The organism is Bradyrhizobium diazoefficiens USDA 110 (assembly GCF_000011365.1).
GTDB lineage: Bacteria > Pseudomonadota > Alphaproteobacteria > Rhizobiales > Xanthobacteraceae > Bradyrhizobium > Bradyrhizobium diazoefficiens.
Map to the genome: position 1 here is coordinate 3,180,693 of NC_004463.1, position 21,431 is coordinate 3,202,123.

General features: G+C 65.0%; 23 protein-coding genes. 15 read left to right on the forward strand and 8 right to left on the reverse strand.

Annotated features, from left to right (window positions below):
* The first annotated feature begins 67 nt into the window (after positions 1-67).
* From BJA_RS14315 to BJA_RS14375, 13 genes are all read left to right on the forward strand, one after another.
* Positions 68-523, forward strand: coding sequence for a phasin (locus tag BJA_RS14315; RefSeq protein WP_011085671.1), 456 nt, complete (start codon positions 68-70; stop codon positions 521-523).
* A gap of 135 nt (positions 524-658) precedes the next feature.
* Positions 659-1,945: a DUF445 domain-containing protein gene (locus BJA_RS14320; RefSeq protein WP_011085672.1), complete on the forward strand. Its 1,287-nt coding sequence runs from the start codon at positions 659-661 to the stop codon at positions 1,943-1,945.
* A gap of 188 nt (positions 1,946-2,133) precedes the next feature.
* Positions 2,134-2,904, forward strand: a complete 771-nt coding sequence (locus BJA_RS14325) for an alpha/beta fold hydrolase (protein ID WP_038965790.1) — start codon at positions 2,134-2,136, stop codon at positions 2,902-2,904.
* A 198-nt stretch (positions 2,905-3,102) separates the two neighbouring features.
* A complete protein-coding gene (paaX, locus tag BJA_RS14330) occupies positions 3,103-3,966 on the forward strand; it encodes a phenylacetic acid degradation operon negative regulatory protein PaaX (RefSeq protein ID WP_011085674.1) in 864 nt (287 codons plus the stop codon).
* A 76-nt stretch (positions 3,967-4,042) separates the two neighbouring features.
* Positions 4,043-5,035 (forward strand): 1,2-phenylacetyl-CoA epoxidase subunit PaaA, encoded by a 993-nt coding sequence (paaA, locus tag BJA_RS14335; protein ID WP_028172418.1) that lies wholly within the window; start codon positions 4,043-4,045, stop codon positions 5,033-5,035.
* 10 nt (positions 5,036-5,045) lie between these two features.
* A complete protein-coding gene (paaB, locus tag BJA_RS14340; protein ID WP_038965789.1) occupies positions 5,046-5,333 on the forward strand; it encodes a 1,2-phenylacetyl-CoA epoxidase subunit PaaB in 288 nt (95 codons plus the stop codon).
* The gene (paaC, locus tag BJA_RS14345) at positions 5,333-6,109 is read left to right on the forward strand and encodes a 1,2-phenylacetyl-CoA epoxidase subunit PaaC (RefSeq protein ID WP_038965788.1); all 777 of its coding nucleotides are present in this window, start codon (positions 5,333-5,335) and stop codon (positions 6,107-6,109) included. The genes paaB and paaC overlap by 1 nt, the downstream gene beginning before the upstream one ends.
* Positions 6,103-6,606, forward strand: coding sequence for a 1,2-phenylacetyl-CoA epoxidase subunit PaaD (gene paaD / locus BJA_RS14350; protein WP_011085678.1), 504 nt, complete (start codon positions 6,103-6,105; stop codon positions 6,604-6,606). Before paaC ends, paaD begins: the two co-directional genes overlap by 7 nt.
* Before the next feature lie 2 nt (positions 6,607-6,608).
* Complete coding sequence (gene paaE / locus BJA_RS14355) at positions 6,609-7,691, forward strand: 1,2-phenylacetyl-CoA epoxidase subunit PaaE (protein WP_038965787.1); 1,083 nt, start codon at positions 6,609-6,611, stop codon at positions 7,689-7,691.
* A 101-nt stretch (positions 7,692-7,792) separates the two neighbouring features.
* Entirely contained in the window at positions 7,793-8,242 is a 450-nt protein-coding gene (gene paaI, locus BJA_RS14360; protein ID WP_038965794.1) for a hydroxyphenylacetyl-CoA thioesterase PaaI, read from the forward strand.
* A gap of 32 nt (positions 8,243-8,274) precedes the next feature.
* Entirely contained in the window at positions 8,275-9,606 is a 1,332-nt protein-coding gene (gene paaK, locus BJA_RS14365; protein ID WP_038965786.1) for a phenylacetate--CoA ligase PaaK, read from the forward strand.
* Between the two features lie 51 nt (positions 9,607-9,657).
* On the forward strand, positions 9,658-10,662 hold the full coding sequence (locus tag BJA_RS14370) for a quinone oxidoreductase family protein (RefSeq protein WP_011085682.1): 1,005 nt from the start codon (positions 9,658-9,660) through the stop codon (positions 10,660-10,662).
* Between the two features lie 2 nt (positions 10,663-10,664).
* Complete coding sequence (locus tag BJA_RS14375) at positions 10,665-11,720, forward strand: YeeE/YedE family protein (RefSeq protein WP_038965785.1); 1,056 nt, start codon at positions 10,665-10,667, stop codon at positions 11,718-11,720.
* Here the strand turns inward: BJA_RS14375 and BJA_RS14380 are convergent.
* Complete coding sequence (locus BJA_RS14380; protein WP_011085684.1) at positions 11,699-12,613, reverse strand: DMT family transporter; 915 nt, start codon at positions 12,611-12,613, stop codon at positions 11,699-11,701. The two genes, BJA_RS14375 and BJA_RS14380, sit on opposite strands and share 22 nt — an antisense overlap.
* 101 nt (positions 12,614-12,714) lie before the next feature.
* Here BJA_RS14380 and BJA_RS14385 point away from each other — a divergent pair, with 101 nt between their 5' ends.
* Entirely contained in the window at positions 12,715-14,145 is a 1,431-nt protein-coding gene (locus tag BJA_RS14385) for a PLP-dependent aminotransferase family protein (protein ID WP_171463841.1), read from the forward strand.
* Between the two features lie 9 nt (positions 14,146-14,154).
* On the opposite strand, the gene BJA_RS14390 is transcribed toward BJA_RS14385, so the two are convergent.
* The 5 genes from BJA_RS14390 to BJA_RS14410 all read right to left on the reverse strand — a co-directional run bounded on the left by BJA_RS14390 (position 14,155) and on the right by BJA_RS14410 (position 18,924).
* Positions 14,155-15,378, reverse strand: a complete 1,224-nt coding sequence (locus BJA_RS14390; RefSeq protein WP_011085686.1) for a bifunctional alpha/beta hydrolase/OsmC family protein — start codon at positions 15,376-15,378, stop codon at positions 14,155-14,157.
* Positions 15,379-15,404: 26 nt separating this feature from the next.
* Positions 15,405-16,067: a sulfite oxidase-like oxidoreductase gene (locus tag BJA_RS14395; RefSeq protein ID WP_011085687.1), complete on the reverse strand. Its 663-nt coding sequence runs from the start codon at positions 16,065-16,067 to the stop codon at positions 15,405-15,407.
* A 4-nt stretch (positions 16,068-16,071) separates the two neighbouring features.
* Positions 16,072-17,394 (reverse strand): MFS transporter, encoded by a 1,323-nt coding sequence (locus BJA_RS14400; protein WP_011085688.1) that lies wholly within the window; start codon positions 17,392-17,394, stop codon positions 16,072-16,074.
* A gap of 33 nt (positions 17,395-17,427) precedes the next feature.
* On the reverse strand, positions 17,428-18,648 hold the full coding sequence (locus tag BJA_RS14405) for a cytochrome P450 (protein WP_011085689.1): 1,221 nt from the start codon (positions 18,646-18,648) through the stop codon (positions 17,428-17,430).
* Positions 18,649-18,714: 66 nt separating this feature from the next.
* Positions 18,715-18,924: a ferredoxin gene (locus tag BJA_RS14410; RefSeq protein ID WP_011085690.1), complete on the reverse strand. Its 210-nt coding sequence runs from the start codon at positions 18,922-18,924 to the stop codon at positions 18,715-18,717.
* 156 nt (positions 18,925-19,080) lie between these two features.
* Here BJA_RS14410 and BJA_RS14415 point away from each other — a divergent pair, with 156 nt between their 5' ends.
* Positions 19,081-19,728 carry a TetR/AcrR family transcriptional regulator gene (locus BJA_RS14415; protein ID WP_011085691.1) on the forward strand — a complete coding sequence of 216 codons (648 nt, stop codon included), beginning with the start codon at positions 19,081-19,083 and terminating at the stop codon, positions 19,726-19,728.
* Here the strand turns inward: BJA_RS14415 and BJA_RS14420 are convergent.
* Together BJA_RS14420 and BJA_RS14425 are read right to left on the reverse strand one after the other, a co-directional pair.
* Positions 19,725-20,363: an aspartate/glutamate racemase family protein gene (locus BJA_RS14420; protein ID WP_011085692.1), complete on the reverse strand. Its 639-nt coding sequence runs from the start codon at positions 20,361-20,363 to the stop codon at positions 19,725-19,727. The genes BJA_RS14415 and BJA_RS14420 overlap by 4 nt on opposite strands.
* A 49-nt stretch (positions 20,364-20,412) precedes the next feature.
* Entirely contained in the window at positions 20,413-21,426 is a 1,014-nt protein-coding gene (locus BJA_RS14425) for an amino acid ABC transporter substrate-binding protein (RefSeq protein WP_011085693.1), read from the reverse strand.
* Positions 21,427-21,431: the final 5 nt, after the last annotated feature.

Genomic DNA, 21,431 nt, shown 5'->3' on the forward strand with positions numbered 1-21,431 from the left:
CCGTGCCCCGGGCCAATGCGGACGGGGTGAGCCCATAGCTCAGACCATTGAGGATGGAGAGAACCCCATGACCACTGAAACCAACACCGCTTTCGAGGGCTTCAAGGACGCTTTCAAGAACATCCAGAACCTGGAAGTTCCCGAGGCCGCCCGCGAATTCGTCAAGAAGACCGCCAACACCGCCAAGGACCGTGCTGCCGAGGTGTTCGCTGGCTCCGAGCGCGTGACCGCCGCCGTCGAGAACGCGGTGACCGAGTCCGTCACCGAGGCCGGCAAGATCAGCCGCAACATCCAGCAGGCGATCTACGAGGACGCTGAAGCGTTCTTCTCGGGCATCGACAAGCTCGCGTCCGCCAAGTCGTTCAGCGAAGCCGTCGAGATCCAGTCGAGCCTGCTCCGCTCCCGCGGCGAAGCGTTCGTCTCGCGCGCCAAGGCGACCACCGACTATCTCGGCAAGCTCGCCGCCAATGGTGCGAAGTCCGCTCAGGACAACTTTGCCAAGGTCTACAACAAGACCGCCTGATTGCGCGTCGCGTTGATAAACTGAATTTTGAGGCCCGCTTCGGCGGGCCTTGTTTTTTGCGCCGCCGTCATCGTCGGTCGTCATTCCGGGTCCGGTCCTGCGGATCGTCCCGGAATGACGTAAGCTCGGTGAATCATGACTTCTCCCGCCACCTTCTCCTTCGACACTCCCGGTGACGCCGAGCGGGCGGCCGAGTTGCGCCGCGTGAAAGCATTGGCGACGCTGGTGCTGGCCTCGATGCTGGCCTTGTTCGTCGTCGCGAAATGGCTTTTGCCCGTGCATCCTGTGTTCGGCTTCATCGCGGCCTTCGCAGAAGCCGCGACCATCGGCGGCCTCGCTGACTGGTATGCCGTGGTCGCGCTGTTCAAGCGGCCGCTCGGCCTGCCGATCCCGCATACCGCGATCATCCAGAGCAACCAGGCCCGCATCGCCGACAAGCTCGGCGAGTTCATCCAGGTGCATTTTCTCGAGGCCGGACCCGTCGAGGCCAAGCTGAACGAGATCGATTTCGGCTCCTTCGTTGCCGACTGGCTGCGCGATCGCAAGCGCAGCGAGGATCTCGCGCGCTTCGCGCTGCGTTTGTTGCCGGAGGCCTTCTCCGCGACCGAGACCTCCGGCCTGATGACCTTCATCATCCGCCGCATGTCCTCGCAGCTCCAGGCGATCGACCTCGCGCCGCTCGCCGCCGGCACGCTGCGCGGCTTCGTTGCGGAAGGGCGGCACCAGATCCTGTTCGACGATCTCCTGCGCGTGATGCATGACACGCTGAACCAGAAAGAGACGATGGCGATGATCCGCGAGAAGGTGCGCGCGGAGTTGCCGACCCTGCTCAGGCTCTACCGCGCCGACAAGTTTCTGGTGAACAAGATCGTGGCGTCGGCCACGGCCTTCTTCAACGAGGTGCGCAGCGATCCCAAGCATCCGTTCCGCGGCGAGTTCGATCGCATGGTGCTGACCTTCGTCGACCGGCTCGGCACCGACCAGGCCTACATCGATCGCATCGACGGCCTGAAACGCGATCTGCTGGCGCGGCCCGAGCTTGCAGATCTCGCCCGCACCGTCTGGGCCAACACGCGCTCCTTCATCGAGCGCAGCGCCTCCGGCGAGACACAGGTGCTTCAGCATCATCTCGTCGGCATGTTCGTCGCCGCGGGCGAGGCGCTCGCCGGCGATGCCGAACTGCGCGGCGAGATCAACAAGGGTCTGGTGACGGTGCTGCGCAGCTTCGTCGCCGACCAGAAGAGCGGCGTCTCCACCTTCATCTCCGACCAGGTCAAGGCCTGGGATATGGCGCAGCTGATTTCGCTGATCGAAATCAACATCGGCCGTGACCTGCAATACATCCGCTTCAACGGCTCGCTGATCGGCGGGCTGGCCGGACTTGCGCTCTACTCCGTAGAATTCCTGCTTCGATTGCTGTGACTTTTGCGTCACTGACGTTAGCATTAACGCGCGGGCCTATTGTGGCCCCGCGTCTCTCCCGCTTGAATGTCGGGCACCGGCCGCCTAGCTGATTCATGTTGCGCTGCGGAACGTTCAAGAAGCCGGCGTATTGGAATTCATGCCCATTTGCCGGCATCGCGGCCGGCGCCGTCCCAAGGGAAACATTGATGACCGCTACTGCCCAGACGCTGCGTCCGCCGTCCCGTACCCTGATGTTTCTGGAAGGGCGCGCGATCCACGAGTTCGGCGCATTCCTCGGCGCGCTGCCACTGCTGAGCCTCGCGCCGCGCGGCGATGGGCATCCGGTGCTGGTGCTGCCGGGCCTTGTGGCCTCCGACGCGTCCACGCGCGCGCTACGCACCTTTCTGTCAGGCAAGGGCTACGCGGTGAGTGGCTGGCGCCAGGGCCGCAACTACGGCCTGCGTCCGGGCGTGCAGCATGCGATGGTCGACCTGGTCCAGGAGCTCAGCGACACGCATGGCCGCAAGATCAGCCTGGTCGGCTGGAGCCTCGGCGGCCTCTATGCGCGCCAGCTCGCCAAGATGATGCCCGAGCGCGTGCGCCAGGTGATCACCCTCGGCAGCCCCTTTGCCGGCGATCCGCGTTCCACCAATGCCTGGCGTGTCTATGAATGGGCGAGCGGGCAGAAGGCCGATCAGGTCGATCCGCGCTTCGGCGGCGAACTCGCCGTTCCGCCGCCGGTGCCGACCACCGCCATCTTCAGCCGCACCGACGGCGTCTGCGCCTGGCAGGGCTGCATGGAGAAGTCCGGCGCGCAGACCGAGAGCATCGAGATCGAGAGCAGCCATTGCGGCATGGGGCATCACCCGGCTGCGGTTTACGCTGTCGCCGACCGGCTTGCGCAGAAGGAAGGCCAGTGGAAGCCCTTCGACCGCAGCGGCTGGCGCAGCCTGGCGTATCCCGATCCGCATAGGTAGCTTCTTTGCCTCTCCCCGCGTGCGGGGAGAGGCCGGATTGCATCGAAGATGCAATCCGGGTGAGGGGGAGTCTCCGCGAGTCCGTCTCTTACCGTTTTTGCAGAAGCAGCCCTCTCCCCGTAAGAACGGGGAGAGGGAGAGTAACGGCGTCGCTCCCGTCCATTGTCGCGCCTGCACCAAACGCGCTATGCCTCGCACATGGCGCATCCGCTCTCCCGCATCATCGACCAGCTCAAGCGCGAACCGTCGCGCACCGGCTCCATCGTCATCACCGTGTTCGGCGACGCCATCGTGCCGCGCGGGGGCTCGGTGTGGCTCGGCACGCTGCTGGAATTCTTCGAGAGCCTGGACATCGACAGCGGGGTGGTGCGCACCGCGATGTCGCGCCTGGCGGCTGACGGCTGGCTGACGCGTGAAAAGGTCGGCCGCAACAGTTTCTATCGTCTCGCCGACAAGGGCCACCAGACCTTCGAGGCCGCGACGCGCCACATCTACGATCCGCCGCCGTCGGACTGGACCGGGCGTTTCGAGCTGCTGCTGATCAATGGCGAGGACCGCGACGCCTCGCGCGAGGCGCTGCGCAATGCCGGCTTCGGCAGTCCGCTGCCCGGCGTGTGGGTTGCGCCGTCGGGCGTGCCGGTGCCGGATGAGGCTGCGGGCGCTATCCGTCTCGAGGTCTCCGCGGAGGACGACAGCGGGCGCCGCCTGCTCAGCGCAAGCTGGCCGCTCGATCGCACCGCGGATGCCTATCTGAAGTTCATGAAGACGTTCGAGCCGCTGCGCACCGCGATCGGCCGCGGAACGACTCTCTCCGACGCCGACGCCTTCACCGCGCGGATCCTGCTGATCCACCACTATCGCCGCGTCGTGCTGCGCGATCCGCTGCTGCCCGAGAGCCTGCTGCCTGCGGATTGGCCGGGCAGGGCCGCCCGCGAACTCTGCGGCGAGATCTATCGCGCGCTGCTTGCTCCGTCCGAACAATGGCTTGATGGCCATGGAACCAATGAAAAAGGGCCATTGCCGGCGGCGCGAAAACTCCTGGAACGGAGGTTCGGCGCCTGACCTTTATGTTACAGAAATATCTTGCATGACGTAATTTCTGTTATATATTATCTCCCAATAAAACGGGAGGATGCGCATGTACACCCAGGCGCTGAACACGGCCGAGACCGACGATCGCGGTCTTGAGGACGCAGGCAGGGCTGCGCAGTTCCAGGCCCGCATCGATGCGGAGGAGCGCATCGAGCCGAACGACTGGATGCCGGCGGCCTATCGCAAGACGCTCACCCGCCAGATCTCCCAGCACGCCCATTCCGAAATCGTCGGCATGCTGCCCGAAGGCAACTGGATCACGCGCGCGCCGACCTTGCGCCGCAAGGCCGCGCTGCTCGCCAAGGTGCAGGACGAATGTGGCCACGGGCTCTATCTCTATGCCGCCGCAGAAACGCTTGGCGCCTCGCGCGAGGAGCTGGTCGATGCCATGCTCGCCGGCAAGGCCAAGTACTCGTCCATCTTCAACTATCCGACGCTGACCTGGGCCGACATCGGCACCATCGGCTGGCTGGTGGACGGCGCCGCGATCATGAACCAGATCCCGCTGTGCCGCTGCTCCTACGGTCCCTATGCGCGCGCGATGATCCGCGTCTGCAAGGAGGAATCGTTCCACCAGCGCCAGGGCTACGAGATCATGCTGACGCTGTGCCGCGGCTCGGACGAGCAGAAGGCGATGGCGCAGGATGCGCTGAACCGCTGGTGGTGGCCGGTGCTGATGATGTTCGGTCCGCCCGACGCCACGAGCCAGCACAGCGACACCTCGACGAAGTGGAAGATCAAGCGCTTCTCCAATGACGAGCTGCGCCAGAAATTCGTCGATGCCACCGTGCCGCAGGCGCAATATCTCGGCCTCACCATTCCCGATCCCGGCATGACGCAGGATGCCGAGGGGCACTGGCGCTACAGCGAGATCGACTGGACCGAATTCAAGCAGGTGCTCGCCGGCAACGGCCCCTGCAATCGGGATCGCATGGCGGCACGCCGCAAGGCGCACGAGGAGGGGGCCTGGGTGCGCGAAGCCGCCGCCGCCTATGCCGCCAAGCGCGCGCGTCGCCAGACCGCGCAAGCAGCCGAGTAAGGAGATCACGATGGCCACGTCGAACACGCCGCTGTGGGAAGTCTTCATCCGCAGCCGCAACGGGCTCGCGCACAAGCATGTGGGATCGCTGCATGCCAGCGATGCCACCATGGCCCTCCAGGCAGCCCGCGACATCTACACCCGCCGCGGCGAGGGCCTGTCGATCTGGGTCGTGCCGTCCACCGCGATCACCGCGAGCGATCCGGCCGAGAAGGGCATGATGTTCGAGCCGGCGGAGTCAAAGATCTACCGGCATCCGACGTTTTATGAGGTGCCCGAAGAAGTGGGGCATATGTGATGCCGGTCGCCAACACCCAGGTCTCCGAAACGCCGCTGGTGCTCTACGCCCTGCGCCGCGCCGACGATGCGCTGATCCTCGGTCACCGGTTGTCGGAATGGTGCGGGCATGCGCCGATGCTGGAAGAGGACATGGCGCTCTCCAACATCGCGCTCGACCTCATCGGCCAGGCACGCGAGCTCTACACCTATGCCGCCAAGGCCGAAGGCAAGGAGAATGATGAGGACAAGCTCGCCTACCTGCGCGACGTCCGGCAGTACCGCAACCTGCTGCTGGTCGAGCAGCCCAACGGCGATTTTGCCCAGACCTTGGTGCGGCAGTTCTTCTATTCCGCCTTCGCCGACCTCTACTGGCGCGCCATGATGACCTCGCGCGACACGACGCTCGCCGCCATTGCCGCCAAGTCCGAGAAGGAGAGCGCCTATCATCTGCGTCATGCCTCGGAATGGATCATCCGGCTCGGCGACGGCACAGACGAGAGCCATCGACGAGCGCAAGCCGCGATTGATCACCTCTGGGCCTTCACCGGTGAGATGTTTGCCGTCGATGACGGCGAACGCGCCCTGATCCATGCGGGTATCGCCGTCGATCCGGGTATCTTGCGCGGTCGTTGGCTGAAGATGCTTTCCGATGTCGTCAGCGAGGCCACGCTCGAGCTGCCGCAGAATGACTGGATGCAGCAGGGCGGCCGCGTGGGCCGGCACAGCGAGCATCTCGGCCATCTCCTGTCGGAGCTGCAATCGATGCAGCGCACCTTCCCGGGGCAGACATGGTGACCGTGTCCGAGAGCGGTGCCGATCTGCGCCGGCGCGCCTGGGATGCTGCGGCGAGCGTGGTCGATCCGGAAATCCCGGTGCTGACGATCGCCGATCTCGGCGTGCTCCGCGATGTCGTTCTCGACGGCGACCATGTCGAGGTCGCGATCACCCCGACCTATTCGGGCTGCCCGGCCATGAACATGATCGCGCTCGAAATCGAGGTCGCGCTGGAGCGCGCCGGCTTCCATCGTCCGAAGGTCCGCACGGTGTTGTCGCCGGCCTGGACCACCGACTGGATGAGCGAGGAGGGGCGGCGGAAGCTGCGCGCCTACGGCATCGCGCCGCCACAGGCTTCAAACTCGCGCCGCGCGCTGTTCGGCGAGCAGTCTGTCGCGTGCCCGCAATGCGGTTCTGACAGGACCGAGCTGCTGTCCGAATTCGGCTCGACCTCCTGCAAGGCGCTGTGGCGCTGCAAGGCCTGCCGCGAACCCTTCGATTACTTCAAGTGTCATTGATCATGTCAGCAGCCGCACCGCGCTTCCATCGCCTGGCCGTCAACGATCTTCGCCGCGAGGCCTCGGACGCCATTTCGGTGACCTTCGCCATCCCCAGCGAACTCGCCAGCGATTACGCTTTCACGCCCGGGCAGTACCTGACGCTCCGCACGATGCTGGACGGTGAAGAGGTGCGCCGCTCCTACTCCATCTGCTCCGGCCCCGACGACGGCGAGATCCGCATCGCGGTGAAGAAGGTCGATGGTGGTGCGTTTTCGAGCTGGGCCGCCGATGAACTCAAATGCGGCGACGAACTCGACGTGATGACGCCGACGGGCCGCTTCGGCGCTGTCGCGCCGGCCGATACGGGGCGGATCCATGTCGGCTTTGCCGCCGGCTCCGGCATCACGCCGATCCTGTCGATCGTCAAGGGCGTGCTCGCACGCGAACCGGATAGCCGCTTCTTCCTGTTCTACGGCAACCGCACGACCGACAACATCATGTTCCTCGAGGCGCTCGAGGAGCTCAAGGACCGCTTCATCGACCGCCTCTCGATCTTCCACGTCATCTCCGGCGAGGAGCAGGACATTCCGATCCTGCATGGCCGGCTCGACGGCGACAAGGTGAGGGTGCTGCTGCGCTCGCTGGTGCCGGCGGGAAGCGTCGATCACGTCTTCATCTGTGGTCCGTCTGGCATGAGCGAGGACATCGAGGCGACCTGCCGCGATCTCGGTATCGCGGAGGAGCGCATCCACGTCGAGCGCTTCGTCTCGGAATTCGGCGGCAAGCCGCGGCCGAAGAAGGCCGTTGCACCCGACGCGCCACCGAAGGCGATCGCCTCGCTGATCATCGACGGCAAGCGCCGCGACGTGCCGGTCGCCGAGGACGAAGCGATCCTCGATGCCGCGCTGCGCGCCGGCGTCGACCTGCCCTTCGCCTGCAAGGGCGGCATGTGCTCCACTTGCCGCGCCAAGCTGGTCGAGGGCGAGGCGCCGATGGACATCAACTATTCGCTGGAGCCGTGGGAGCTGAAGGCCGGCTTCGTCCTGACCTGCCAGGCCAAGCCGTCGTCCGAGCGGGTCGTGGTCGACTATGACCATGTCTGATCGGGCGGATCAGTCCCCAACAATGCAAATGCGTCGCATTATTTGACAGCTCGAACCAACCAGCAGAACATCATGTGCAGGAAATTGGCCGGGAGAAGCGCGTGAACGTCAAAGCCGCCCTGTCGCCTGAGGATATTGCCCGCGCCTGCGCCGATGCGATGTGGGCGGAGGACGATGCCTCCAAAGGTCTCGGCATGGAGATCGTCGAAATCGGCCCGGGCTTCGCGACGCTGGCCATGACGGTGCGGCCGGACATGGTCAATGGCCAGCGCATCGCCCATGGCGGCTTCATCTTCACGCTCGCCGATTCCGCCTTTGCGTTTGCCTGCAACTCGCACAATGAGCGCGTGGTCGCGGCACAGGGCCAGATCACCTTCATCACGCCCGGCAGGCTCGGCGATCGTCTCGTCGCGAAGGCAAGAGAGGTCACCCGCAGCGGCCGCTCCGGCATCTACGACGTGCGCGTCACCGCCGGCGACATCGTCATTGCGGAATTCCGCGGGCATTCGCGCGTCATTCCCGGCACGTGGTTGCCGGCACACGACCAATAAAGAAAAGAACAGATCAATGTGGGGAAACGAGGATGGCTCTGACCAGGCTCAAGGAAGGTGGCACCAGCTATCGTGCCGAAATGGATGCGCATGAGCGCGCCTCACGTGACGAGATCATGGCGCTGCAGAAGCAGCGGCTGGGCTGGTCGCTGAAGCACGCCTACGACAACGTCGCGCATTATCGCAAGGCCTTCGACAAGGCCGGCGTGCATCCGTCCGACTTTCGCGAGCTCTCCGATCTCGCGAAGTTTCCGTTCACGGTGAAAACGGATTTGCGCGACAATTATCCTTTCAACATGTTCGCTGTGCCGCGCGAAAAACTGGTGCGCGTGCATGCCTCCTCCGGCACGACAGGTAAGCCGATCGTCGTGGGCTATACCCAACGCGATATCGACACCTGGTCGGAAGTCATGGCGCGCTCGATCCGCGCTGCCGGCGGCCGCACCGGCATGATCATCCACAACGCCTACGGATACGGCCTCTTCACCGGCGGGCTTGGCGTGCACTACGGCGCCGAAAAGCTCGGCTGCACGGTGGTGCCGATCTCGGGCGGCATGACCGAGCGGCAGGTGCAGCTCATCAACGATTTTCGCCCCGACATCATCACGGTGACGCCGAGCTACATGCTGGCGATTCTCGACGAGTTCAAGCGCCAGAAGCTGGATCCACGCCAGTGTTCGCTCAAGGTCGGCATCTTCGGCGCCGAGCCCTGGACCAATGCGATGCGCGGCGAGATCGAGGACGCCTTCGACATGGATGCGACCGACATCTATGGCCTCTCCGAGGTGATCGGCCCCGGCGTCGCGCAGGAATGCATCGAGACCAAGGACGGCCTGCACATCTGGGAGGACCATTTCTATCCCGAAGTGATCGACCCCGAGACGGGCGCGGTGCTGCCAGATGGCGAGAAGGGCGAGCTGGTGTTCACCTCGCTCACCAAGGAAGGTTTTCCGGTGATCCGCTATCGCACCCGCGACCTGACGCGGCTGTTGCCGGGCACGGCGCGGCCGGGCATGCGGCGGATGGAGAAGGTAACGGGCCGCTCGGACGACATGATCATCCTGCGCGGCGTCAATCTGTTCCCGACCCAGATCGAGGAGGTGCTGCTGGCCACCGACTGGTGCGGCGGCCACTTCATCCTCGAATTGACCCGCGAAGGCCGCATGGACGAACTGACCATCATTGCCGAGGCGCGGCCCGAGAGCTGGGACGGCCGCGGCCTCGTCGACCATGCCGACCGGATCTCGACCCACATCAAGAACACGATCGGCATCAGCTCCAACGTGCGGGTGGTCGCGCCCGCCACGCTGGAGCGCTCGCTCGGCAAGGCCAGGCGGCTCTACGACAAGCGCCCGAAGGATTGACTTGACCACCCGTAAGGGCGACAAGGCCCGCGAGAAATCGCGGGTCTTTCCATGTCACCAGCCGATACCAAAGCCGTCGAAGCGCGCTGTGTACGCCTCAATGCCAAGGCCGAGAACGCGGCCGCGCTTGCGCCGGTTGTCGAGCGTCAGACGCTCACGCGCGGTCCAAACGATCTCCTGATCGAGGTGAAGGCGGCTGCCGTCAATCCGTCCGACGTCAAGGCCGCGACCGGGCTGATGCCCTATGCCGTGTTTCCGCGCACGCCGGGCCGCGACTACGCCGGCGTGGTGATCGATGGACCGGCCGGCACGGTCGGCCGCGAGGTGTTCGGTTCCTCCGGCGATCTCGGTATCCGCCGCGACGGCACCCACGCAACCCATCTCGTCGTCGAGGCCGATGCTGTCGTGGAGAAACCCAGGACGGTGTCCTGGGAGGAGGCTGCCGGCATCGGCGTTCCCTTTGTCACCGCGATGGAGGGCTTTCGCCGCGCCGGCGTGCCGAAGGCCGGTGAGACCGTTCTGGTGTTCGGCGTCAATGGCAAGGTCGGCCAGGCCGCGGTGCAGATCGCGACATGGCAGGGCGCGCGCGTCATCGGCGTGGTGCGCAAGGCCGAGACCTATGAAGGCCATAGCAACGCGTCCATCGAGGTGATCGATGCCTCCGCGACCGATGTCGCCACGTGGGTGCGCGAGGTGACCGCCGGGAAGGGCGCCGACATCGTCTTCAACACGGTCGGCGATCCCTATTTCCAGGCCGCGCACAAGTCGCTTGCCTTGCGCGGCCGCCAGATCCTGATCGCCGCGATCGACCGCATCGTGCAGTTCAACATTCTCGAATTCTACAGAGGCCAGCACACTTACGTCGGAATCGACACGCTCGGCTTGTCCTCGACGGCGACTGGTGCGGTGCTGCGTGACCTCGGCCCCGGCTTTGCGAGCGGGCACCTCAAGCCGTTCCCGATCAAGGCGAATGCCATCTATCCGCTGGAGCGCGCCAAGGAAGCCTATGTCGCGGTCGCTGGCTCCTCGCGTGACCGCGTGATCCTGAAGCCGTGACGATGGAATCCACGCAACTCGTCATCCTCGCCGGCCTCGTCATCGGCCTGATCTACGGCGCCGTGGGTCTGCTGAGCGGCTTCTGCCTGATGAGCAGCATGCGCGGCCTTCTGGCGGAAGGAGACGGCCGGCTGGTGCGGTCCTATGCGCTGGCGATCGCTGTCGCGATCGCCGCAAGCCAGCTCCTGGTCGGCAGCGGTACCGTCGATCTCGGCAAGTCGATCTACCTGCAACAATCCTTCTCGGCGCCGGTGCTGTTCCTCGGCGGCCTGCTGTTCGGCTACGGCATGGTGCTGTCGAACGGCTGTGGCTCGCGCGCTCTGGTGCTGCTCGGCCGCGGCAATCTCCGTTCCTTCGTGGTCGTGATCGTGCTCGCCATCGCCGCGCAGATGACGCTCAAGGGCCTGGTTGCGCCGGCGCGCATTGCACTGGTTCAGGCCTCGCAAACCTCCGTCGGCGCCAATTCGCTGCCGTCCGTGCTGGCGACGCTCGGCCTTGCTGAAGCTCTCTCGCGCGCGATTGCCGCTGCCGTGATCGTCGTGGCATTGATCCTGTTTGCGTTCGCCCACCCGACATTCCGCCGTTCGCCTGGCCAGATCGCGGCGGGCGTCATCGTCGGCGTCCTCGTTGCCGGTGGTTGGTTCGTCACCGGCTATCTCGGCGCCGACGACTTCAATCCCGTCCCCGTGACCTCGCTCACCTTCGTCGCGCCGATCGCAGATGCCCTGCAATATGCCATGCTATCGACCGGCCTGACGCTCAATTTCGGCGTCGCGACGGTTGCCGGCGTCTTCGCCGGCAGTCTGGTGACGGCACTCGCTACTGGCCGCTTCAAGCTCGAAGGCTATTCATCGCCGCGCCATATGCTGCGCTCGGCGGGCGGCGCCGCGATGATGGGGATCGGCGGTGTGATGGCGTTCGGCTGCTCGATCGGACAGGGGCTTACCGGCGTGTCGACGCTGGCGCTGGGCTCGTTGGTTGCGCTCGCCGGCATCCTGCTCGGCACGACAGCGGGCCTGCGCGGCGCGCTTCGCGTTCAACCTCTCGCGATGGCCTGACTGCGCAGCAGGCGATCCCCGAGCGTTGCCAGGCCGATGCCGGCGACGATCAGTCCGGCCGCGACAGCAAGGCTCAAGTCGATCGGCTCGCCCAGCAGGACCGCCGCACTGGCGATGCCGACGAGTGGCGTCGCCGTGGTGCCGAGCGACGTCGTCAGCGCCGAGATGCTCTTGTTGACCATCGACATCGCCCAATAGGCAAGCGCCGTCCCGATCAGGCCGGAATAGAGGAACAGCAGCACGAGCCTCCACGACCAATTTACGTGCGGTATGCCGTCCACGATTGCCGCGGTGATCGACAGCACCACCGTTGCCACCAACACCTGCCAGATCAGGAGCTGAAGCGGGGAGGCGAGCCAGCGATGCGCGCGAATATAGATGATGTTTGCGGCCCACGCGATCGCTGCGAGGATGACCATGCCGGCGCCGAGCATGACGTTGCCATTGGTCCAATCGATCGATGTCGGGTTCAGGATCACGGCAAGGCCGATCAGTCCGAGCAGGGCGCCGGCGACCTTTGGCGCGGTCAGCGTGTCGTTCCCGATCAGGGGCGCGGCGATCGCGACCCAGAGCGGTGTGGTGTAGCCGAGCACGACGGCCTTGCCCGCGGGCAGGAAGCGCACACCGGCCGCAACCAGGACCGAGAACACCGTCATGTGCAAGAGGGCCACGCTGAGAACCACCGGAATGTCGCGCCGCTCCGGGATCACGAGATTGTTGCTCAGTCCAAGGATCACGAACAAGGCAGCCAGGGCGATCCAGCTGCGGATCGCCGAAGTCCACAGTGGCGAAAGGAACTGGACGAGCTGCTTCGTCACCGACCAGTTCACACCCCAGGCCAGCACGACGATGAGAAACAGGCCGACGGCGGCGCGGGGTGAAAGGGAGTTCATCTCGGAGGTCCTTGAAGCAGTCTGGCCTCGCGGATAGCATCCGGGCTGGCACCTGGAAAAGTGCCAGATCGAGCAGGAATAAGGTGCCAGTTTCAGAAGAGATGATCGCCGGCTTGATCGAGTTGAAGCGGACCGGTGAGGAAGGGCTGATGGCTCAACTGACGAGCCAGCTCAGGGAGCTGATCGGAAGCGGCCGCATCGGCAAGGGCCGCGGGCTGCCGTCGAGCCGACAGCTTGCGAGCGATCTCGGGGTCTCGCGCAACACCGTGACCTATGCGTTCGAGCAGCTTGCCGCCGAAGGGTATTTGGCTGCGTCGCACGGGCGGCGCCCGGTCGTGACGGTCGACGGCGGTGAGCGTATCGAAGCAGCTGGCGCCGCGACATCAGGTGTCCGCTCGGGCACGCCGCGCCTCTCTCCCTGGGCCTCAAAGCTCAAGCAGGCGGACTGGCCGATGTCCTATCTGGCGCAGCTAAAACCGTTGCGCCCTGGGCAAGGTGATTTCAGGGAGTTTCCGAACGAGGTCTGGGCTCGCTGTCTGCGCCGCAGCGCCGTGCGTGCGGCCAGGCGCGAGCTCGGCTCCGTCAACCGGCCGCGCTTACGCGAGGCGCTGGCGCATTATCTCGCGACCAGCAGGGGCGTTCGCGCCACGGCGGACCAGATCATGATCCTGCCGAGCGCACAGGCTGCGCTCACTTTGATCGCGGCTGTCGTCATCACGCAAGGTGACGAGGTCTGGGTCGAGGATCCCGGCTATCCCGGCGCCGCGGCTGCCTTTCGTGCCTCCGGCGCGCGCGTGACCGGCATCAGGCTGGACGAGCAGGGCATGCAGCGGATGCCTGGTGTCGCGGCTCCAACGCTGATCTTCATGACGCCATCGCACCAGCATCCGACCGGGCGGTTGATGTCGCTGGCCCGCCGCACCGAATTCCTGGGCATGTGCAAGCCCGGCAAGACCTGGATCGTGGAGGACGATTACGACGGCGAATTTCACTATGACAGCCGGCCGGTGCCGGCCTTGCAGGGGCTCGATACCCATGGCCGCGTGTTCTATGTCGGCACGTTCTCGAAGGCGATGACGTCGGATATCCGGCTCGGCTATCTCGTGGTGCCGCCGGCGCTGGTCAGCGCCCTGGAGATCGCGCAGCGGCATATCGGGCTGATCGCCGCCAGCCATGTCCAGGAAGCGCTGGCCGAGTTCATTGCCGACGGGCATTTTCTCGCGCATCTGCGCCGGATGCGCCGGCTCTATCACGCGCGCCGCGATCATCTCGTCGAGGGACTGGAGCGCCATCTTGGCGAGGTGCTTACGGCCGAGGTGCCCTCGGGCGGCATCCAGCTGGTCGCGCGCCTCAAGCGCGGTCGCGCTGATCAGGCCGCGGTCAAGCGCCTGGTCGCAGCGGGGGTTGAAACGCGCGCCTTGTCCAGCCTTGCGCTCGGCCGGCCGCGCGATCACGGCCTGCTGCTCGGCTTTGCAGCATGGCGCGAGAACGAGATCAGCGCCGCCGTGCGGACGATGGCATCGTGCTTCTAGCGCGCCGCGTTAGTCCATGGCCTTGGTCACGATGCGGATCTCGGAGGTCAGAGTGCGGTGCACCGGGCACTTGTCGGCGATCTCCATCAGCTTCTTGCGCTGCTCGGCGTCGAGCGCACCGTCCATCGCGATGTCGCGCTCGATCTGGTCGAGCATGCCCTCGCGCGTCTCGCATTCCGCACAATCCCTGGCGTAGATCTTGGAATGTTTCAGCGTGACAGTGACGCGGTCGAGGGGCAGCGATTTACGGTCGGCATACAGGCGCATGGTCATGGAGGTGCAGGCACCTAAGCCTGCGATTAGGAAATCGTAAGGTCCAGGTCCGGCATCCTCGCCGCCGGCGGCGACCGGCTCGTCCGCCACGAGGCGATGCGGGCCGATGGAAATGATCTGGTTGAACTTGCTCTTGCGGGTCTCCTGAACCACGACCTTGCGCGGCGCCTCCGTGAGATCCATCGCTTTGGCAGGCTTTGCGGCGTCGATATACCGGCTTGCCCAAGCCGCGATCACGTCGGCCGCATAGAGCGCGTCGGCCGGCCTGGTGAGGAGATGGTCTGCGTGGTCGAGCGAGACGAAGCTCTTGGGATGCTTGGCCGCGACGAAGAGCTTGGTCGCATTGTCGATGCCCACGGTATCGTCGAGCGGCGAGTGCATCACCAGCAGCGCCTTGTGCAGGCCGGTGACGTCCTTCATCAGCTCATGCTCGGCGATGTCTTCGAGGAATTCGCGCTTGATACGGAATGGACGCCCGGCAAGCGACACTTCGACCTCGCCCTGTGCGCGGATCGCGTCAACATGTTCCCTGAACAGGCCGGTGACGTGGGTGGGGTCAGATGGCGCTGCAATGGTCACCACCGCTTTCGCCTCGGGAACTTTGCTGGCCGCGGCCAGAATCGCAGCGCCGCCGAGGCTATGGCCGATCAGGATCGAGGGTGCCTTGCGCGTCGAACGCAGATGATCGGCCGCGCGCACGAGGTCGGCGACGTTCGAGGAGAACGTCGAATTGGCGAAATCACCCTCGCTGGAGCCGAGCCCGGTGAAGTCGAAACGCAGCACCGCGATGCCCTTGGCGGCGAGCGCGACCGAGATGCGCTTGGCCGCCAGCGTGTCCTTGCCGCAGGTGAAGCAGTGTGCGAACAACGCGAAAGCCGCGGGCTCGCCGTCCGGCAGCTCCAGCGCGGCCGCGAGCTGATGGCCGCCTTCGCCGGTGAATTGAAAGCGTTCCGTCGGCATGGCCTTCCCCCGTCTCTTGGTTGGACTTAATCGCCTGAATAGCGCTGCTCGGCCCAGGGATCGCCGCGGTTATGATAGCCGCGGACTTCCCAGAAACCCGGTGCGTCCTCGGTCTGGAATTCGATCGCCTGGAGCCATTTGGCGCTCTTCCAGAAATAGAGATGCGGCACGACCAGCCGCACCGGGCCGCCGTGCTCCTCCGTCAGCGGCTGGCCGGACCAGCTATGGGCGAGCAGGGCGTCCTCGGCGGCGAAGTCTTCCAGCGCGAGGTTGGTGGTGTAGCCGTCATAGGAATGCAGGACGACGAAGCGTGCATCCTCGCGCGGCTGGCAGGCCGCGAGCAGCTCGTGCGTGGCGAGGCCTTCCCAAAGGTTGTCGTAGCGCGACCAGGTCGTCACGCAGTGGATGTCGGAGGTGAACTGGACCTGCTTCTGCGCAGTGAACTCGGCGAAGGTCCAGAACACGGGATGTTCGATCGCGCCGTAGACGTCGAGCCGCCAGCGATCACGTGAGACCGGTGGCACGACTCCGAGGTCGAGCACCGGCCAGTCTTTCGTGAGGTGCTGGCCCGGCGGTAGCCTTTGATCTTCCGGACGCGTGATCTTGCCCGTGAGGAAGCGGCCCTCGCGCGCCCATTTCTCCTTGGTGCGCGTCAGCTTGCTGTCGGGCGGCTCGTTGTCGTCGGCCATCAGCTTACTCGTGGCGATGCATTGCGGAGGCGTGCTTGGTGTCGCGCATGGTGGAATAGATGATCAGCGACAGGCAGATGACGCCGCTGAGGTAGAAGTAGAACCATTCCTCGTGCCCGATGCTCTTGAAGTAGAGCGCGATCGCGGGTGCCGTGCCGCCGAAAATCGAGACCGTGATCGCATAGGGCAGGCCGACGCCGAGCGCGCGGACATTGGTCGGGAACAGCTCGGCCTTCACCACGGCGTTGATCGAGGTGTAGCCGGCGACGAACAGCCAGGCACAGCAGATCAGGATGAAGGCCATGAAGGGCGACTTCGTCTCCTTCAGTGTCATCAGCAGCGGCACGGTCGCCAGCGTACCGGCGACACCGAAGAAGATCAGCAGCGGCTTGCGGCCGATCTTGTCGGAGATCGCACCGTAGATCGGCTGCAGGATGGTCGCGAAGATCAGCGTGCCGAAGATCACGAAGGTGGTCTGGTCTTCGGTGAGCCCGACCGAGAGCTTGACGAAGGTCTGCATGTAGGTGGTGAAGGTGTAGAACGCGGCGGTACCGCCGGCGGTGAGACCCACCACCAGGAGCAGCTCGCGTGGGTAGCGCAGTAAATTGGTGATCGAACCGGTCGGCTTCACCACCTTTTTGGCTTCCTCGAAGGCCTCAGTCTCGTGCAGATTGCGCCGCATCACCGCGGCAAAAATCGCGAGCGCCGCGCCGATCGCAAACGGGATGCGCCAGCCCCAGGCCTTCAGCTCGTCGGGCGTCAGGAAGACCTTTTGCAGGAGCAGCAGCACGATGATTGCGGTGAGCTGACCGCCGATCAGGGTGACGTATTGGAAGCTGGAATAGAAGCCGCGGTGCTTGGGATCGGCGACCTCGCTGAGATAGGTGGCGCTGGCGCCATATTCGCCGCCGAGGCTGAGGCCCTCGATCACGCGGGCGAGCGCCAGGATCGCCGGCGCGGCGAACCCGATCGTGGCATAGGTCGGCGTCACCGCGATGATCAGCGAGCCGAAGCACATGAAGACGACGGACAGCGTCAGCGAGATACGGCGGCCGAAATGGTCGGCAAGGTAGCCGAAGAACCAGCCGCCGAGGGGACGCATCAGGAAGGTCGCCGCGAATACGACGGCGACGTTCAATTGCTGCACGACCGGGTCGTTGCCGGGGAAGAAGGCCGGGGCGAAATAGAGCGCGAACGCCGTATAGGCGTAGAAATCGTACCATTCGACGAGATTGCCGATCGAGCCGATGAAGATCGCCTTGATCCGCCGCTCGGCGTCGGCGACGTCAAAATGCTCGGAGGCCGGTTTGATTACTTGGTCTGTCACGTCCGGCCTCTCTCTATCCCTGTTTGGAGAGGCCTACATCGCCTTTCCGAGCAGAAATGGCAACTGCCGGGGGCCTCTCACCGTGCCCTGCGACCAGGTCACGGTGCCTGCCGGATCGAGGCGAAAATCCGGGATCCGCTTCAGCCATTCCTCCAGCGCAACCTGCATCTCCATCCGCGCAAGGTTGGAACCGACGCAGCGATGGATACCGAGACCGAACGCGGCGTGGCGGTTCTCCCGACGATCGATCACGACTTTGTCAGCGTCCGGAAACATTTTTGGATCGCGATTGGCGGCCGGGAAGGACAGCAGCACCATGTTGCCCGCCTTGACCGGGCAGCCCGAGATCGTGGTCTCCTTGACCACCTCGCGCGCCATGGTCACCGGCGAATAGGCCCGCAGCAGCTCCTCCACGGCGATCGGGATCAGACCAGGCTCGGCGATCAGCCGCTCGCGGTCGGCCGGCGTTCTGGCGAGATGCCAGAGCGAGGAGCCGATCGCGCTCCAGGTGGTGTCGATGCCGGCGATCAGGAGCAGGCGGAGTGAGCCCAGCACGTGGGACTCTTCCAGCGGCTGACCTTCCTTGTCCTTGGCGTTCATCAGATAGGAGATGAGATCGTCGGTCGGCCTCGATCTGCGCTCCTCGATATGCGTCCTGAAATAGGCGCTCATCTCCTGCACGGCCTGGAGCAGCATGGTCTCGTCCTTGATGCCGAGCTCCAGGATCATGTGGATCCAGTTCACGAAGAGGTCGCTGTCGCTCTCGGGAATGCCGAGCATATGGGCGATGGCCCGAACCGGGATGTATTTGCTGTAGCGCGCTGCGGCATCGACCTTGCCGTCGGAGATGAAGCCGTCGATCAGCTCGTTGCAGATGGTGCGGACCCGCGGCTCGAGCTTCTTCATCGCGTCCGGGGTGAAGGGCGGCAGCAGCAACTGCTTGGCCGGCTTGTGCACGGGAGGATCGGAGGTGATCGGCGGGGCGGCATTCCTGGCAATCTCCGGCCGCACGTCGCGGACGATGATGCGGCGCGAGGAGAAATGCTCGGTGTCGTTGGCGATCTCGCGCACCGCCTCGTAGGTCGTCGGCATGTAGCAGCCGAGGAATCGCTCGGTGTGCACGACCGGGCTTGCCGCGCGCAGCTCATCCCAGATCGGAAACGGATCGTCCGTCCATTGCGGATCGGTGTGGTCGAAATCGTTGACCCAGTCGGTGACGGGCGGATGGGCGACGGGCTCGCTGACGTCGGACATGTCGGGGGGAATCCTCGGCTGGTGGTCGCTGGAATCACGCGCACGCGGGCAGACAGGAAGCTCGCGCTACTCCTCGATCACATCGATTGCGATTTCCGGGCAGTTGGATTTGGCAAGCCACGCCTTCTCTTCGAGTCCCGGCGGGACCGTGCCATCGCCGGCTTCATGCGCGTTGCCGTATTCGTCGAGCTCGAACAGCTCCGGCGCCAGCGCCTTGCAGCGCGCGTGGCCCTGGCATTTGTCGGGATCGACGTGAACCTTCAGTCGCTCTGCCATTGCGGCTTCCCTGGTCGCTTGCGTGCGCGCGAAAGGCGGCCCGCGTTCCTCATGTCAATTTTATCGGCGGCATTTGCCGCTCGGTCTAAGTTATATGCTATTACATTCGCGGCGGGCTTCCCCTGTCAAGCGCAAACTTATAGGCTTTGCCGTAACATGCGTTCACAACTCGCTCGCAAGCCCGAGAATACCTACCACCATGGCGATCTCCGTGACGCCCTGATCAAGGCCGCGTTGCGCGAGGCAGAGCAGGGCGGCGCCGAGGCGATCAGCATCAAGGCGCTGGCAAAGCAACTCGGCGTCTCGCAGCCGGCGCCCTATCGGCACTTCGCCGACCGCGAGGCGCTGCTGGCGGCAGTGACGGCGGAGGCGTTCCGGCAGCTCAGCGCGATGCTGCGCGAGGCGATGGCAAAGCCCTCGAAGCAATCGAAATTGTCGAAGCTGGCGCAGGCGACGCTCGATTTCGGCCTGCGCCGCAACGGCATCTACCGCCTGATGTTCGCTTCGCGCACCGTCTCATGCGCGGCCAAGGGCAGCGAGCTGCACGAGGCGACGCGCGAGACGCTTGGGCTCGTGATCGAAGCCCTGGAATCGCCGGCGGTCGGTTATTTGCGCGAACGGCAAGCGCTGAAGATCTGGGCGGCGGTGCATGGCGTGGTGATGCTGGCTGAGCAGGGCCTGCTCACCGGCGAACCGGCGCATGCCACGCGCGAGGAACTGGTCGAGGATTTCGTCAGCGAAACGAAGGCTGCGCTCGCGGCGGCGATCAAGGGCGCACGGCGTCGGGGAAAGACCGGCGCTTAAGCCTTCGTCGCCAGCAACTTCATCAGTTTCTCAACAGCGCTGTCAGGCGTCGTCACGACCGGGCGGCCGGTGGCCTCCGCCACCAGAGGCGCCGTCGCCGCGATGCTGAACTGCGCGAGCGCAATGACGTCGCAATCGCGTAAGTCGCGCGAAGCTTCCACGATCAGCCGATCGTGCGTGGTGCGGTCGCCCCGATCGAGCGCCGCCAGTGCGCCCTCGGCGAGTTTCGGCACGATCTGGACCGAAGCGGGGAATTCCGGCGGCATCGAGACCAGCGTCGGCGGGAAGGTCGAGAGCAGGCCGATCCGCTTGCCCATCGTCACCGCGCGCTCGATCATCGCTTCGTTCGGCTTCAGCACTGGCATCGGCGCATGGGCGCGCGCCACCGCCTCGATACAGGGGCCGAAGGCCGAACAGGTGAAGAGGATCGCGTTTGCCCCCGTTGCCCCCGCGTAGTCGCCGAGCGCGAGGAAACGCTCGGTCATGGCGTCGGTGAGCTGGCCGTCGCGCGCGAGATCCGCAGACAGGCTGTCGTCGAGCAGGTTCATCAGTCGCGCCTCGGGCCACGCTGTCGCGAATGCCGCCTCGATCGGGGCAATGGAATGCTTCAGGGCGTGGATCAGGGCGATGCGCATGGGATTTCTCTTCTCCCTCTCCCCCTAAACGGGGGAGAGGGAGAATTCCTTACTTGAACGGCACGGCGTACATCAGGCCGCCCTTGCTCCAGAGGCCGTTGAGGCCGCGATCGAGCTTGAGCGGGCTCGCCTTGCCGACATTGCGCTCATAGATCTCGCCGTAATTGCCGGTGGCCTTGATCGCCGTGACCAGCCATTTGTTGTCGAGCCCGAGCCGCGAGCCGAGATCGCCGGAGGCCCCCAGCAGCCGCTGGATCGCCGGCGTCTGCGATTTCGCCATCTCATCGACATTGGCCTGGGTGACGCCGAGCTCTTCGGCCTCGATCAGCCCGTAATGCAGCCAGGTGATGATGTCGCTCCAGACCTCGTCACCGTTGCGGGTGAAGGGCCCGAGCGGCTCCTTGCTGATGGTCTGCGGCAGCACGACGTAGTCGGCCGGGTTGGGCGCTGCGGTCGTCACCGCGCCGGCAAGCGCGGACGCATCCTGGGTCATGGCATCGCAGCGGCCGCCGAAGAAGGTCTGGTACATGGTGTCGACGCGGTCGAACACCAGCGGCTTCCAGTCGATGCCGTTGGCGCGGCCGTAATCGCCGAGCGTAACCTCGTGCGTGGTACCCTGCGCGACGCAGACCGTGGCGCCCTTGAGGTCCTTGATGTCCTTTACGCCAAGGTCCTTCTTCACGACAAAGCCCTGGCCGTCGTAGAAGTTGATCGGGCCCTGGCGCAGGCCCAGTGTCACGCCGCGCAAATAGGTCTGCGTCGAGTTGCGGTAGAGCACGTCGATCTCGCCCGATTGCAGCGCGGTGAAGCGATTCTGCGCTGTCAGGGAGACGTAACGCACCTTGCTGGCATCGCCCAGCACGCCGGCCGCAAGCGCGCGGCAATAGTCGACGTCGAGGCCCTTGTAATTGCCTTGCGAGTCCGGCGCCGAGAAGCCGGCAAAACCTGCGCTGACGCCGCACACCAGCGTGCCGCGGCTCTTTACCGTGTCGAGCGTCGCCGCCTGCGCGGCCACCGCCGATGCTGCGAGCACGCCGGCTGCGATAACCACTTTCCTCATCATGCTAC